Source organism: Shewanella atlantica, assembly GCF_003966265.1.
Taxonomy (GTDB): domain Bacteria; phylum Pseudomonadota; class Gammaproteobacteria; order Enterobacterales; family Shewanellaceae; genus Shewanella; species Shewanella atlantica.
Map to the genome: position 1 here is coordinate 46,667 of NZ_RXNV01000007.1, position 14,818 is coordinate 61,484.

At 46.8% G+C, this 14,818-nt stretch carries 10 protein-coding genes; 4 read left to right on the forward strand and 6 right to left on the reverse strand.

Features of this window, described 5'->3' with window-relative positions; all coding sequences use genetic code 11:
- Positions 1-118 precede the first annotated feature (118 nt).
- Entirely contained in the window at positions 119-319 is a 201-nt protein-coding gene (locus EKG39_RS15180) for a YheV family putative zinc ribbon protein (RefSeq protein ID WP_126506649.1), read from the forward strand.
- 86 nt (positions 320-405) lie between these two features.
- Here the strand turns inward: EKG39_RS15180 and EKG39_RS15185 are convergent, their stop codons facing one another.
- The 6 genes from EKG39_RS15185 to EKG39_RS15210 form a co-directional block, all read right to left on the reverse strand.
- Complete coding sequence (locus EKG39_RS15185) at positions 406-1,125, reverse strand: helix-turn-helix domain-containing protein (RefSeq protein WP_126506651.1); 720 nt, start codon at positions 1,123-1,125, stop codon at positions 406-408.
- A 401-nt stretch (positions 1,126-1,526) separates the two neighbouring features.
- Positions 1,527-3,137 (reverse strand): Ig-like domain-containing protein, encoded by a 1,611-nt coding sequence (locus EKG39_RS15190; protein ID WP_126506653.1) that lies wholly within the window; start codon positions 3,135-3,137, stop codon positions 1,527-1,529.
- Positions 3,138-3,736: 599 nt separating this feature from the next.
- On the reverse strand, positions 3,737-5,341 hold the full coding sequence (locus EKG39_RS15195) for an Ig-like domain-containing protein (RefSeq protein ID WP_246028514.1): 1,605 nt from the start codon (positions 5,339-5,341) through the stop codon (positions 3,737-3,739).
- A gap of 458 nt (positions 5,342-5,799) precedes the next feature.
- Positions 5,800-6,681: an AraC family transcriptional regulator gene (locus tag EKG39_RS15200; RefSeq protein WP_126506656.1), complete on the reverse strand. Its 882-nt coding sequence runs from the start codon at positions 6,679-6,681 to the stop codon at positions 5,800-5,802.
- A gap of 401 nt (positions 6,682-7,082) precedes the next feature.
- Positions 7,083-9,005, reverse strand: coding sequence for a methyl-accepting chemotaxis protein (locus EKG39_RS15205; protein ID WP_126506658.1), 1,923 nt, complete (start codon positions 9,003-9,005; stop codon positions 7,083-7,085).
- 150 nt (positions 9,006-9,155) lie between these two features.
- A complete protein-coding gene (locus tag EKG39_RS15210) occupies positions 9,156-9,467 on the reverse strand; it encodes a hypothetical protein (RefSeq protein ID WP_126506660.1) in 312 nt (103 codons plus the stop codon).
- Positions 9,468-9,987: 520 nt separating this feature from the next.
- Between EKG39_RS15210 and EKG39_RS15215 the strand changes: the two genes are divergently transcribed.
- The 3 genes from EKG39_RS15215 to dbpA all read left to right on the forward strand — a co-directional run bounded on the left by EKG39_RS15215 (position 9,988) and on the right by dbpA (position 14,584).
- Positions 9,988-11,397 (forward strand): MFS transporter, encoded by a 1,410-nt coding sequence (locus tag EKG39_RS15215; RefSeq protein ID WP_126506662.1) that lies wholly within the window; start codon positions 9,988-9,990, stop codon positions 11,395-11,397.
- 225 nt (positions 11,398-11,622) lie between these two features.
- Complete coding sequence (locus EKG39_RS15220; RefSeq protein WP_126506664.1) at positions 11,623-12,318, forward strand: DUF3313 domain-containing protein; 696 nt, start codon at positions 11,623-11,625, stop codon at positions 12,316-12,318.
- A gap of 889 nt (positions 12,319-13,207) precedes the next feature.
- The gene (gene dbpA / locus EKG39_RS15225; protein WP_126506828.1) at positions 13,208-14,584 is read left to right on the forward strand and encodes an ATP-dependent RNA helicase DbpA; all 1,377 of its coding nucleotides are present in this window, start codon (positions 13,208-13,210) and stop codon (positions 14,582-14,584) included.
- Positions 14,585-14,818: the final 234 nt, after the last annotated feature.

Below are 14,818 nucleotides of genomic sequence, written 5' to 3' on the forward strand. Positions count from 1 at the left end.
GAACCACAAACTGCGTTACTAACAGGGGAAAATTGCCGAACAATACGGCGATTTTGCTTTGTTTATGGCAAAATAGACAGCTATTGAGTTGTGTTCCTAATCAAAGGTTGAGAGTTAAGTGGCTGAAGCTAGAGTGAAGAGACGTTTTGTTGCCGGTGCTAAGTGTCCTAAATGTAAGGCGATGGATAGCATAGTCCTGTTTAAAGTTAACGGTGTCGAAACGGTAGAGTGCATCGACTGTGATTACAGTGAACAACAGACCGATGAAAAGGTGACTAACAAAGCCACCGGCGATGTGATCGGTGTATTTAAGCCTTAAAAATAAGGTTCTAGGTTACTAGAGCCTAGAACCCGATTCGATTCTATGTATCTTGTCGTTTAGCTATTTATCATTCAGCAACGGCCCTACAACTTATTAAGCCGCTTTTCCAGCACGAAGCCGATAAGCCCTGAAGTGACCAGCAAGACGCCAAATATCTGTAGCCAGGCATTAACAGGTCTGGGCAACTGCTCCTGTTTATCGAAGAAGTAATGTCTTTTTCCTTTTTCCAGAATCACAGTGAACTCCGGCCCTCTATTTTCCGTGGTTAACAGGAAGCTATTGTCTCTGCGGTTTTCCATCTCCAGTCTTATCTCCTTCATTAAGGCTCTACCAGCTTCACCATCGGTATCGATACGGTGACGCCAGGATGAGAAGATATCATCGGGTTCATCAATCATAACCAGACCATGAGACTGATACTGAAAGCGGCTCTCATTGAATAATTGCTTACTCGAACCGGTATAAAACAGGGTGACGCCTATGATGAGTAAAAGACTGGAGATGTAGAGATAACGGCGTATGTTCTGTATCTTTAACTTACTTTTCTGCGCCAGTAATAGCTCGATATCGGGTATTAATTTGAGTTGCTGTTTATGCTTATCGGTGTCGAGAGCCTCGATAAACTCTTGAGTCGTGAGTGACAAGGCTGAAAGTAACTGTCTGAATATGTCGTTCGATGGCACTGACTTATCATTCTCTAGTTTAGAGAGATAAGATTGCTCTATACCTGCTAACTCCGCCAGTTCCGGCTGGCTAAAGCCTCTTTCGTTTCTGAAGTGCTTGATCTGCTTTCCTAATGTCATGCTCGATTCCTTGTGAGTATCATTTTATGAACGTGGGCTGCCGGCAACGAAGACTATTCTTTAGTATTCCAGCAAAAATATGAAGAGGAATATGAGTGGATATGGATGAATATTAATTGATTTATCTATGCTCATGAGATCCGGAGGCTGAAACTCTTGAGCCAGATAGGTGAGGAGAGACAGGCTCTGCATGTGACTGATGTATGTTAGCAGTAATAGAGGCTCTGCTGCGAGTTCAGCGACGTCCGCTGCGCGGGCTAATGAAGCCGAGAGCGCCGGCCGGCAGATAATTTAGTAACACCACAAAAAAATGCCAGTCGATATCATCGACTGGCATTGCCCTGGACCATTACCTCAAGGGACTGATTTCAGAGGTTTTGCCTCAGGAAATTGCAGGAAAACTATTGTTTATGAATTTTTCCTATCTTAGTGGCTCTCAAGTCATAGTCCTCAGCATGACATCCGGAACAGCTGTCCCAGGCGCGAAGCCAAGGCTTCTGCCACTTGCCGTCTGCGGAGAAGTGTCTTGGGTCTTCCTTTGCCCCCTCGAGATCGATCTTGAGCAAGTGAGATGAACCTGGCATATGGCAATCTTTACACTCAGCGATGAACTCGTGGGCGGCTGAAGCCATATCACTGCCAGGGACGTTGTCAAACTCCATGTCATGACAGTCAGTACACTGTCTTACCATCGCATCTCCGTGACCCGGTTGATCCTGATAGTGTTCAGACCGGTGAGGGTTATGACAAGTATTACAGGTGAAGTCTTTCTTCTTACCCATTAACTCGCCGGTGTCCGGATCGGCGCCTATCAAGGTTGAAGCCGCATGACGGCCACCACGGCCATCCTTGCGCCCTTCGGGGCTAAAGACGTTGTCGACTCTCTTCAAACGTGCGCCCAGGCTAGGTGCTCCAAACTTTTGCTCGAAGGGAGACTCATAGTCCGGGTAGCGTCTGACGGCGTCATCTGTGGTATGACACTCTTTACAGTTAGCCGCCTTGCCATATCCCATATCATCTGCGGTGTAATCTCCAGGAACGCGTGCTTCAGCTATCCTGACAATGTTATGTTTTGCCGGAGCCTTAATATGCTCACTACCGGCGCCATGACAACTCTCACACTGAACGCCGGTCATCTTGAACGTTCCGCCCATTCCAGGCATATCATCTTGTCTGTTCAGGTTTCGGTTATCACCGGCACCTTCGGTGTAATCTTTCCAGCCTGTAGTGTGGCATCTGCCGCAGTAATCGTATGGGGTTCCATCCGGCGCCCTCTCAGGATAGTGCGGGAACATCTTAGTCACTGTCCCACCTAAAGGCTGAGCAGGAGCCACCACATTTGTACCATCGATAACATAACCATTATTATCGATAAACAAAGCGACACTCTTGTAGCCACCGATAACATAGCTGATATCTGCCCAGCTCTGTGGTTTACCCAAGGTGTTAGTGACTCCGTCCATTGTCTCTATGGAACCATTGAGAGTTGTAAATGGATACACAGGCTCCTTGCCGTCTATAATCTTAGTCAACTTAAAGTTATGACCTGTCTCATAGTAGGTCTTCTTATCCGTATGACAGGCGATACAGGTCTCTGTACCGACATAAGTCAAAGCCGCCCCGCTTGCTGTCACAACGACGGTGACAGTCGAGCCCGCCTCGCCGCCGTTACCATCTGAGATGGTGTAGTTGATTAATGTGGTACCGACCTCAACGGGTTCAAACAAGATCTTATTATCTTGTATCGATGCCGTTCCCGTTCCCTCTGTTACCGTCACCGTTCCGATAGTCAATGCGTCACCATCGGGATCGGTATCGTTGGCCAAAGCGTCTATTAATATACTGCTACCGATAACGGTTTCAGCATCGCTTGGGTTAGCAATTGGTGGATTATTATCTTCTGGTGGAGGAACCGGATCGTCGTTATCGCTACCACAAGCCACCAGTAAAGAGATCATACTGGCAAGTATTAACTTCTTATATGGAGTGCGTATATCTGAAATGTTCATCATGATATGCCCTTAATATATTTATTACTTAATATATTGGATATTTTTATTTTAGAATTATTAACACAGTCAAAAATAAACGTTCTTCGGTTGTAGCTAATCATTGCGAGTTAGTAAAACCTTATAAAACAACGAGTTTAAGCTCGACTGTATATCTGGGATTAAAATATGAACTGAGATTTATAAATTAAATACTTCATATACAAACAAGTTTTAAACCTCCGATGCACTAAAAAAATGCAGTTACCGACGATATATAAAATACGGTCTTTTTTCGGTGTCTCTATTTGTGTGTAACAAAAGCCTTTAACTCTTTACAACTCATACTTTAATACCCTAAAAGTAGTAGAAAGCCCCCACCTCTGGCATGGAGATATGGGAACAAAAATGGTAATTATCGAACCTGGCGGTTATTGTGTGAGAACAAACAGCGTGGTTTTGGCTAGTTCAGCTTCACGATAGTAAACGGGCGGTACACTCGGCTAAAAATGGAGGGGCAATGGGGTCGCTATCGGACTGAATTGCAAAAAAATGCCAGCCACTATCTGTGGCTGGCTAAGGCTAAGGCGATGGCGATGCCCTAGAAGGTTGCAGGTAAACGATTATTTATGAATTTGTCCAATCTTTGCGGCTCTCTCGTCGTAGTCATTTTCGTGACAACCTGAGCAGCTATCCCAGGCGCGAAGCCAGGGCTTCTGCCACTTGCCGTCTGCGGAGAAGTGTCTTGGGTCTTCCTTTTCCCCCTCGAGATCGATCTTAAACAGGTGAGATTCGCCCGGCATATGGCAATCTTTACACTCAGCGATGAACTCGTGAGCTGCTGCTCCACCACCATCAGGCGCATTAGCAAACTCTTTGCTATGACAGTCACTACACTGTTTTACCATCGCATCTTCGTGACCAGGTTGGTCCTGGTAGTGTTCAGACCGGTGAGGGTTATGACAGGTTGAGCAGGCGAAGTCCTTCTTCTTACCCATTAACTCGCCGCTGTCCGGATCGGCGCCTATCAAGGTTGAAGCCGCATGGCGACCACCACGGCCATCCTTGCGTCCTTCAGGGCTAAAGACGTTGTCGACTCTCTTCAAGCGTGCGCCCAGGCTAGGTGCTCCAAACTTTTGCTCGAAGGGAGACTCATAGTCCGGGTAGCGTCTGACGGCGTCATCTGTGGTATGACACTCTTTACAGGCGGCCGCCTTGCCATATCCCATATCATCTGCGGTGAAATCACCTGGAACACGGGCTTCTGCTATTCTAACGATGTTATCTTTTGCCGGAGCCTTAGCATGTTTACTACCGGCGCCATGACAACTCTCACACTGAACCCCGGTCATACTGAACGTGCCGCCCATTCCAGGCATATCATCTTGTCTGTTCAGGTTTCGGTTATCGCCGGCACCTTCGGTGTAATCCTTCCAACCTGTAGTGTGACATCTGCCGCAGTAATCGTATGGGGTTCCATCCGGCGCCCTCTCAGGATAGTGTGGGAACATCTTAGTCACTGTCTCACCCAAAGGCATCGCAGGACTCACCACATTTGTACCATCGATAACATAGCCATTGGTATCGACAAACAAAGCAACACTCTTGTAGCCACCGATAACATAGCTGATATCTGCCCAGCTGGCTGGTTTACCCAGAGTGTTAGTGACTCCGTCCATTGTCTCTATGGAACCATTGAGAGTTGTAAATGGATACACAGGCTCCTTACCGTCTATAACTTTAGTCAACTTAAAGTTATGGCCTGTCTCATAATAGGTCTTCTTATCTGTATGGCAGGAGAGACAAGTATCAGTACCAACATAACTCAAGGTGTCAGCGGTTACGGTGATTGTGACTCCCGATTCGGCGGCGCCTCCGTTACCATCGGAGATGCTGTAGTTCAGTGTAGTGGTACCGGCCAGCTCCGGAGTAAACCGGATCTGGTTGCTTTCAATGGTTGCGGTGCCACTGCCGTCAATCAGCGTCACCGCTTCTATGGTTAGTGCATCGCCGTCGGCATCTGTATCGTTAGACAGGGCATCGATCAGTATGCTGCTTCCCACAAGGGTATCGGCTTCGTTCGGGTTCGCAACCGGAGCGGTATTCTCCGCCGGCTGTGGAGGCTCAGGAGTTGGAGCTGGGTCATCACTGCCACAAGCCGCCAGCATACCTATCATGCAGGCAAGTGCTAGCTTCCTGTATGGTACGCTTATATTTATCGTATTCATCATTATCTTTCCCGTAATCATATTTAATAGATTATCTTTTTACACATTAGGTATCGCACCAACATAGCTTCCTAATTTTATGGGGGTTTTAGGTGAATAGAGCTTGTTGCTCGAACGTAAACTATGTAAGTGGTACGATATGGGGAAGTTAATTAATTACCCTTGTGAACAGCATGGACTTATCGAACCAGAAATGGCGATAATCGAACCTGATAAGGATTCTTTGAACCAGAGAGTGGATGGAGGGATAGATTGACTCCCTTAATACCTGTTTAAGTAGATATTTAATCAATTCAGAGCCCCCTCATTTTTATTAAGTTAAGGTTAATTGAAAGAGAGATAGCTGCTTCTTTTTAAGTGAATACAGAGCTTATGTGGAAGTTTTTTTGGGGGGCACTGGCTTGGAAATTACTTTTCACCTCCAGGCATCAACCGGAGCCTATCAGGATTAAAATGGATTAGCCTTTTGTGGTCTCTTTGAATTGAGATGGCGTGAGAAGGGTGTTTCTTTTGAAGAACTTAACGAAGTAAGTGACATCATCGAAGCCCAGATCATAGGCTATCTGCTGCACCTGAGAGTTATCTATGGTGAGTCTGCGCTTTATCTCCAGAATGATATGCGCATCAATCAGTTGTTTGGCGGTTTGGTTGCACGCCAGCTTACAGATCTGATTCAGATATTTGTAAGAGATATGTATCATGTCGGCGTAGACGGAGGCATCTCTGGTGACAGTGAACTTCTTCTCTATCAATGATATAAACTGACTGAACCTTTGTGCCTGCACTTCGTTTAACTGCTCGATATGACTCGTTCTTTGCTGGCTTAATTTTAGCAGTAGCGAAGAGAAAATAAGCTGAAGGAGCAGGTTGTCACAATTCTCGCTTGCCTGTTCCTTATCGATCTCTTTTAAAAAATTATCACAACTCTCATTAGTTGATTGGTCCATAACAAAAACGGGTGAATGTGCCGTCGCCAGGTGAGTGGGGGTGAACAGCGGCATTCTGACGTTGGCTCGAATTTCGTCAAAAAATTTCTCTGTGACATTGATCATCTTCCCCTTGGGACGATTTTTTAGATCAAAGGCCTGTATCTGATTCTTGTTGACGGCGATGAAGCTACCTTGCCTGAATGGATAGTAATTACAATCGATGAAGTGGCTGCCTTCCCCCTGAGTGATATAGATAAAGCAGAAGTAATGGAGCCTGTGAGGCTTTGAGGGATCATGATCATACTTAGGTAGTTTCTTGTAGAATTTGTCGAGATCTAAAACCTCTATTCCGGACTTTTCGCTGCTTGGAGCCCGATACTTAATGTCTGGTATATCAGTAAATTTATCCATTTAGCTTCAAGTCATCGTGTTTATTTAATAGAGCCTTGCGGCATAAAGCGTGCAGTATTTCGTAGAGGTGATTGTGCTGAAATTGTTATCAATACGTCAACTTCAAATCTGATGATAGGGCTTGAGGTATTCAAATGGAATAAAATTGTGTATACCCCATGCTGATATCTGAGCCAGATCCCAAATATTTAGTCGTGTCGTGCTTAGAAACAACAGCCGACTCCCATGGTACATCATTAAGTTGCCAGTCATTTTACCTGAAATGCTTAAGCTGTTCGGTTGGAGCTTCCGGCATCGAGCATAATCTTATGCTCAGCATGCCTGTCGGCTCCATACTCCGAGGCTTCATTACTTAAAGCTTAAAGCTTAAAACTTAAAACTTAAAACTTAAAACTTAAAACTTAAAACTTAAACCGTGACACCAACTCATTGAGTTGTACTGCCATCTCTCTGAGATCGCTACAATCGACAGAGGTCTGTTGCACTACCTGACTACTGGTTCTTGAGATATCGGCGATGGCAGTTACATGGGGATTGATCTCTCCCACCACATTCGATTGTTCACCGGTTGCCGTGGCTATCTGTACGCTCATCTCGTTCATCGCCTTGATGTTGTCTGAGATGCTCTGTAGATGCTCACCCGATGAGGTCGCTTCCTGCTGGCTATCGGTACTCAGTTCGGTGCTCTGTTCAATCGCTTTTACTGCTTCGTTGGTTCTCTCCTGCAGTTGCTCGATAATATTGCGTATCTCTTCGGTTGAGGCGTGACTGCGTGAGGCCAATGTTCTGACCTCATCGGCGACCACGGCAAAGCCTCGTCCCTGTTCGCCGGCACGGGCGGCTTCGATGGCGGCGTTGAGCGCCAGCAGATTAGTCTGCTCTGATACCCCGCGGATAACTTCGAGAACGGTGTCGATAGAGCTGGCATCTTCGGCCAGCTTACTGATGGTGGAGCTGGTATTTTGCAGTTGCTCGCTCATGGTCGCGACACTGGTAATGGTTTTTTGAACCGAATTATTACCCTGTACCACAGCCTCTTCGGCGACTGATGCGTTTTCAGCGGCATTATTAGCGCTACCGGCTATCTCCTCGGCCGTCATCCCCATCTCATGAATGGCGGTGGCTATCTGCTCTATCTTGCTCACCTGTTCATTTATCTCATGCTCCATATGCTTAGCCTGATTATCGATACGTTCGACGGCCTCGTAGAGATCGTTGCCCGTCGCCGACACGCTCTGCAGGGTACGGCTGAGATAATCGACGAAGTGGTTATATCCCTGTGCCATGTTACCTGTCTCATCCTGACGTGAGTCATCCAGCCTCAGCGTGAGGTCCCCTTCACCCTCGCCAATGGCTTTAAGCATCTTAGCCAACTCTCCGAAAGGAGAGAGCAGGTGGTTAATCAGCCACATGCTGACGGCCATAAAGAAGAGGGCGATAACGATCCCCATAATCACCACAGACCAAGTGGCATCATCTAAGGTGCCAAAGATCTCATCGCGTGGGATCTGAGCGATAAGGTACCAACCAATATCGGGCAGGTATCGACTCGCGACCAACATCTCTTTGCCGTTATCGGAATACTCTGTGGTGGCAAACTCCTGCTCTTTAAAGAGTGATTCGGTATCTATCTCACCTAAGCTACTCAACTGTTTGCCGCTATAACTGCTGTCGGGGTGGATCTTGATAGCGCCGCTGCCATCGACCAGGAAGACCTGGCCATGGGTGCCAATTTGGTATTGTTTAATGCTGGTGGCCATGCTGGAGAGTGACAAGCCCACGCCAGCAACGGCACTGGGTTTTCCGTCAATCGTCATCAGGTAGTTAATAAACAGGGTTGGGATCTGATTCGACTCGTCGACATCTAAACTGAGAGAGTATTGCTTACCACTGCTCATAAAGTTGTAAAACCACTGGTCGCTCGAGTCGGACTCGGAGATGGTTTTCAGTATGCCGCCGGGAATGTAGTAGCGACCGCTGTTGGCCGAGACAAGGAAGGCGGTGATGGTGTCAAATCTCTTCTGGATATTGGTCAGATAGTTATCGATCGCCTCGTGGGTATCCGGGGTGTCCCCCCGGCGGATCACGTCCTGATAGTCGATGTTATTGGCCATCACCTTACTGATGGTTATCGGCATCAGCAGTTGGGCATGGATGTCATTAGCAACCTCACCTAAGACTGCCGGCAGCTCTCTTTCGAGGGTGCTTTCGAGGATAATACTACGGCTGCTGCTTAGCGAATAGATACTGATGATCAGTATAGAGAGTACTACAGAGGCTAAGGTGGTTAAGACTACTTTGCGGCGAATATTCAGTTTTAACATTGGCGTGTCTCCTAATCTGAAATAAGTATAGGAGACCGCTGGCATTCGTGTTGTTAAATAATGGCTTAAGTCATTCCTAGAGTTAAACTTTAAGGAGTGACCGAGAGCGCCGCTGATAGTTCGCTCTCAATTTTGTTGTCTAGTTACGAATTAATCGCTAAATCCTTCACGTAAAAACAGGTGGCGGGTCTGGTTAAAGCGTGATTCTTCGGCCTGAATGAACTCGACTGCCAGCATGTAGTTCTCCAGACGAAACTTTTCCTGCTTCGCAATCTCATACTCATTCATCACGATATTCATCGCTTCGACGGTCCACTCCGGCTCTCCTTTACCTATGTCGGTTTCATCGGGATCGTAGTTGGTGACCATCCAGTCCTGAAGTTGATCTGCGGTGAGCTTCTGCTCTCCCCAGGAGTTGAGTACGTCGATGAGTTGCTGTTTGCTGATGTTAGGTTTAGTCATTGGCTTGTCTGTATATGGCTACTTTGGGCAAAGAGTAACCCTATTTAGTCTGATAATCGAGGCATGGGGATACCTTAGTTAGGAAAGTTCACGTGAGCTGAATAAACATTGAACTGCTGTATAGGAATTTTTACATCATTAATTCGCTTACAATCAGATGTTAACTAAGATTTCTTGTTAGCCGATATGGCTTTTTGTTAATGAGTTTGGCGTGTGGAGCGCTCAATATGGCGCATTAACTGTCTTGTCATTAACAAAATCGTGATAGAATCCCGCCTTACTTTTATTAGGGACATGTCTGTTTATTAGAGATATGTCAGGCGCTGTTCAGGGCGCATCGGCCAGAAGTCTACGTATATGGGGTTAAAATCGGTTGGATTCGAGTCTTCAACCGACAGGAAACTCAGGCTTCAGACGAATAGATATAGAATAGAGATAGAATCGATATAGTCACAATTGCGTCATCATGGGCTAGATAATATGTTGATGCAGATAATAACTTCAGATCTGGAATTATAAAATGAATAACAGTACGTCTTCTTCGACGCAGCAGGGTTTTCCAAAAACATTTTGGATTGCTAACGGCGTCGAACTTTTAGAGCGCGCCGCCTATTATGGCGTGTTCATTGTGATCACCCTGTATTTGTCACGAATCCTTGGATTTACCGATGTTGAGGCCGCATGGCTTGCCGGTTCTTTCTCTGCGGGTCTCTATTTTCTGCCGACCTTCAGTGGGGCGCTAGCAGACAAAATCGGCTTCAGGGGAGCCTTACTGCTGGCCTTCGGTCTGCTTACGGTAGGTTATTCCGGCCTTGCTCTTTTCCCTGCACTGCTAGAGGGACAAGGGCTGGTTGAATATGGCAAAGAGGCGACCTATCACGGGCTGAAAGAGGCCGATATTCGCTGGGCGATTGTGCCGATCCTCATCGTTATCATGATCGGTGGTTCATTTATCAAGGCGGTGATCACAGGTACCGTGGCTAAATGTACGACTACCGCTAACCGCGCTAAAGGTTTTTCGATCTTTTATATGATGGTTAACATCGGTGCCTTCTCCGGAAAAACCGTAGTTAAACCTCTTCGTGAGTCAATGGGAGATCTGGGTTTAATCAACCTGAACTATTTCGCGGCCAGCATGACGCTTATCGCATTTTTCAGTATCTTTATCTTCTTCAAGAATGCCGAGACAAACAGCGAAGGAAAGTCTTTGGCTGAAATCTGGACTGCACTGACCAAGGTTCTGGGTAACGGCCGCTTAATCTCATTGACCATTATCATCAGTGGTTTCTGGATGGTACAGCATCAGTTGTATGCAACTATGCCTAAGTATGTATTGCGTATGGCGGGTGAGGGCTCTTCACCATCTTGGTACGCTAACGTAAACCCGTTAGTGGTATTTCTTTCGGTTAGTTTAGTTACCGCCATGATGAGCAAGCGCAGCGCGCTCTCTTCGATGACTATCGGTATGTTTATCATGCCTGTTTCGGCGCTTTTGATGGCATCGGGTAATATGTTTGCCGGTACAGAAACCATCTTAGGCATGCACCCCATTGCGGCTATGATGATTATCGGTATCGTATTCCAGGGCTTAGCCGAGTGTTTCATCTCGCCGCGTTTCCTCGAGTATTTCTCGTTGCAGGCACCTAAGGGAGAGGAGGGGCTCTACCTTGGTTTCTCACATCTGCACTCTTTCATCAGCTCGCTGTTAGGCTTTGGTCTGTCCGGTTACCTTCTAGAGGCATATTGCCCGGATCCACGCACTTTCGATACCCATGTTGAATGGGCTGCTGCGGCATCGCACGCTCATTACATCTGGTACTTCTTCGCCGGTATAGCAACGGTCTCAGCCGTTTCATTAATAATCTATGGCGTTGTGATTAAGCGCTTAGATGCGAATAAGACAGAAGAAGTTGAGCTCGCTACGGCGTAGGTTCATCAATTATTGAGTCGTAATCGACAGATTAATAAAGCCCCGAAGATTCGGGGCTTTTTTTTGCTTTGTCGAAAAGCGAATAATTCAGCTCCGGCTATTTCTTAGAGTAGGATTAAAACTCATGTGTTATGATGACTAGACATGTGTATACTTGATTGTTGTTTGGGTTAGTTAAGTTAGTTGAGCCAGTTAAGTTAGCCGAATTAGTGGAATGGGAACGTTATGAAATTTTACCGAATAGCTGTGAGTCTGGCTTTGAGTTTACTTGTATTGCTATTAAGCGGCTGTGGTGTTGTTCAGGATTATCGTCAATCACAGATGTTTAAAAGCTTCGATGACTTCAGGCCTGGACCGGAAGGTGGCAGCGACCTTATCTGGGCAAAACCGGGGATTAAGAGCATCAAAGATCTCAATGAGATCCTGGGACAATACGATAGCGTTATCGTCGATCAGGTTTGGTTAGTTCTGGATGATAAGACCCGCTACGATAATCTATCGGAACAGGAGATTATCGGCGTATCTGAGTACCTGATCGAAAAGATAAAACAGAAGGCAGCCAAGCGTTTTGATCTTGTCGATAGCCCCAAGGAGAACACCTTAAGGATCAGTGTTGCACTGACCAACATAGAAACGCCAAACCCAATTCTGGCGGTAACCAGCAGTCTGCTTCCCTTTGGATTAGGGATCTCCACTATCTCTAAAGTCGTGACCGGGGAGCACACTAATGTTGGCAGCGCCACGATTGAGATGATGATCAGCGATGCTAACTCCGGCGAGCCTATCGTCGCGGTAATCGACAGAAAAGCGGGCAGTAAGGATCTGAGTACCATGATCGACTCGACCGACGATGCAAGAGATGCCGTTGACTGGTGGGTTGAACGAATCGGCTCGACGCTGCGCGGAGAGCTTGTGGATTAGTGCTCAGTAATCATTACCTTCGCATCCCAGTTGCTAAAGGTGCCCGTTATGATTCCGGTGGGTTGAAAGAATCGGCTCGACGCTGCGCGGAGAGCTTGTGGATTAGTTCTCTGTAATCATCACCTTCGCATACCCGATGCGAAAGATGCCCGTTATGATTCCGGTGGGTTGAACGAATCGGCTCGACGCTGCGCGGAGAGCTTGTGGATTAGTGCTCAGTAATCATTGCCTTCGCATCCCAGTTGCTAAAGGTGCCCGTTATGATTCCGGTGGATTGAAAGAATCGGCTCGACGCTGCGCGGAGAGCTTGTGGATTAGTGCTCAGTAATCATTACCTTCGCATCCCAGTTGCTAAAGGTGCCCGTTATGATTCTGGTGGGTTGAAAGAATCGGCTCGACGCTGCGCGGAGAGCTTGTGGATTAGTGCTCAGTAATCATTACCTTCGCATCCCAGTTGCTAAAGATGCCCGTTATGATTCCGGTGGGTTGAACGAATAGGCTCGACGCTCAGAGGAGAGCTTGTGGATTGGTTCTCAGTAATCTTCGGGTACGCTTCCCGGTTCGCAGCTCTCACTATAGAAGAGCCGGGGCCAAGGATACAAGCAACTCATATCAAACCTTGCTATAATCACGGCCATTATTATTGAGCCTGAATATCATCAATTTCACAGGGTGATAGTCAGCTTGATAAATTCGATTTATATCAGCGATATATTAATGGCTTACATTTAAATATTTGACTTTTTTTAGTCTATTCTTGAATGATGCGCTATTGATTAGTTCTTTATAGACAATCGCTTTCATGACGAGTGTTTCGTCGTGATAAAAATAGGAATAGACCTTGAGCCAAGTAACGCCAAATTCAGACTCTTCATCGCAAGAGAACAATATGTCATTTTCGACATTGCCACTAAAACCTGAACTACTCGATAACCTGAAAACCATGGGTTATGACTCGATGACGCCAATTCAGGCGCAGAGTCTGCCTGCTATTTTAAATGGTGAAGATGTTATCGGCCAAGGTAAGACCGGCTCAGGTAAAACGGCAGCCTTTGGTTTGGGTCTATTGAACAAGTTAAACGTAAAGCGTTTCCGTATCCAATCTTTGGTATTGTGCCCGACTCGAGAGCTTGCCGATCAAGTGGCGAAAGAGATCCGTACTCTTGCCCGTGGAATCCACAATATCAAGGTATTGACCCTATGTGGCGGCGTACCTATGGGTCCGCAGATCGGATCTTTAGAACATGGCGCACATATCATCGTTGGTACTCCAGGCCGAATTATCGACCACCTGTCACGTGAGCGTTTAAGCCTCGAAGAGGTGAATACCTTAGTGCTGGATGAAGCGGATCGCATGCTGGAGATGGGATTCCTGCCTGATCTGGACTACATCATGGCTGAGATGCCACGTGAGCGTCAGACCTTGCTATTCAGTGCGACTTTCCCTAAGCAGATCCAAAAGATCGCAGAAGAGATCATGTATGAGCCTGTAATGGTCAAGGTGACATCGACTCATGACAGCAGCAGTATTGAGCAGCATTTCTATCAGATAGATAGCAATAAAGAGCGCCAAAAGGCCCTTCGTCTGTTGTTATTGCAGCATAGACCCGAGAGCGCCGTTGTATTTTGTAATACCAAGCGCGAGACCAAAGATGTGGCTGCAACCTTGGCCAATGACGGTTTCAGTGTGGTGGCCTTGCATGGCGATCTTGAGCAGAGAGACAGAGATATCACGCTAATGCAGTTTGCCAATAAGAGTGCCTCTGTCATGGTGGCAACCGACGTTGCGGCACGTGGCCTTGATATCGAAGCCTTGGACATGGTGATTAACTACGAGTTCGCCTTCGATACCGAAGTGCATATTCACCGCATCGGTCGTACCGGCCGAGCAGGCAGCAAGGGCGCCGCTTTTACCTTCTACACCTATGACGATGACTACAAGATCAAACTATTAGAAGAGTATCTGGAGCGTGATATCGTCAGCGAAGGCTTGCCGCCAGAAAACCTGCTCGATACTTTCCCGACTCAACCTAAGATGGTCACCCTGCAGATCGACGGTGGTAAGAAGCATAAATTACGTCCCGGCGATATCTTAGGTGCACTGACCGGCGAAGATGGTATTCAGGGTTCTGAGGTCGGCAAGATTAAGATCACCGAATTCCGCTCATACGTAGCGGTTGACCGTAAAGCCGCAAAGCGTGCCCTGCATAAGATCACCAACGGCAAGCTCAAGGGCCGAACTTATCGTGCCTGGGAGATGAGATAGCCTTCTGTTCAAGGCTAGCTAGAACTTATTTTTAGTGGGTGAGGTTGTATATACCTCAAGGGTAAAAGGGAGTGAACTTGGTTCATTCCCTTTTTTGTTGGTTATGGTTTACTTTGAATTAGTTAGTTTTTTGAAGCCAATGGCTTCATTGTTTAAAATTGCTTGCAGCAGGCTTATGTGTAAACACTTCTGTGACACGCCGCAAGCACAATCCCTGTGGGCTCTACGACAGCA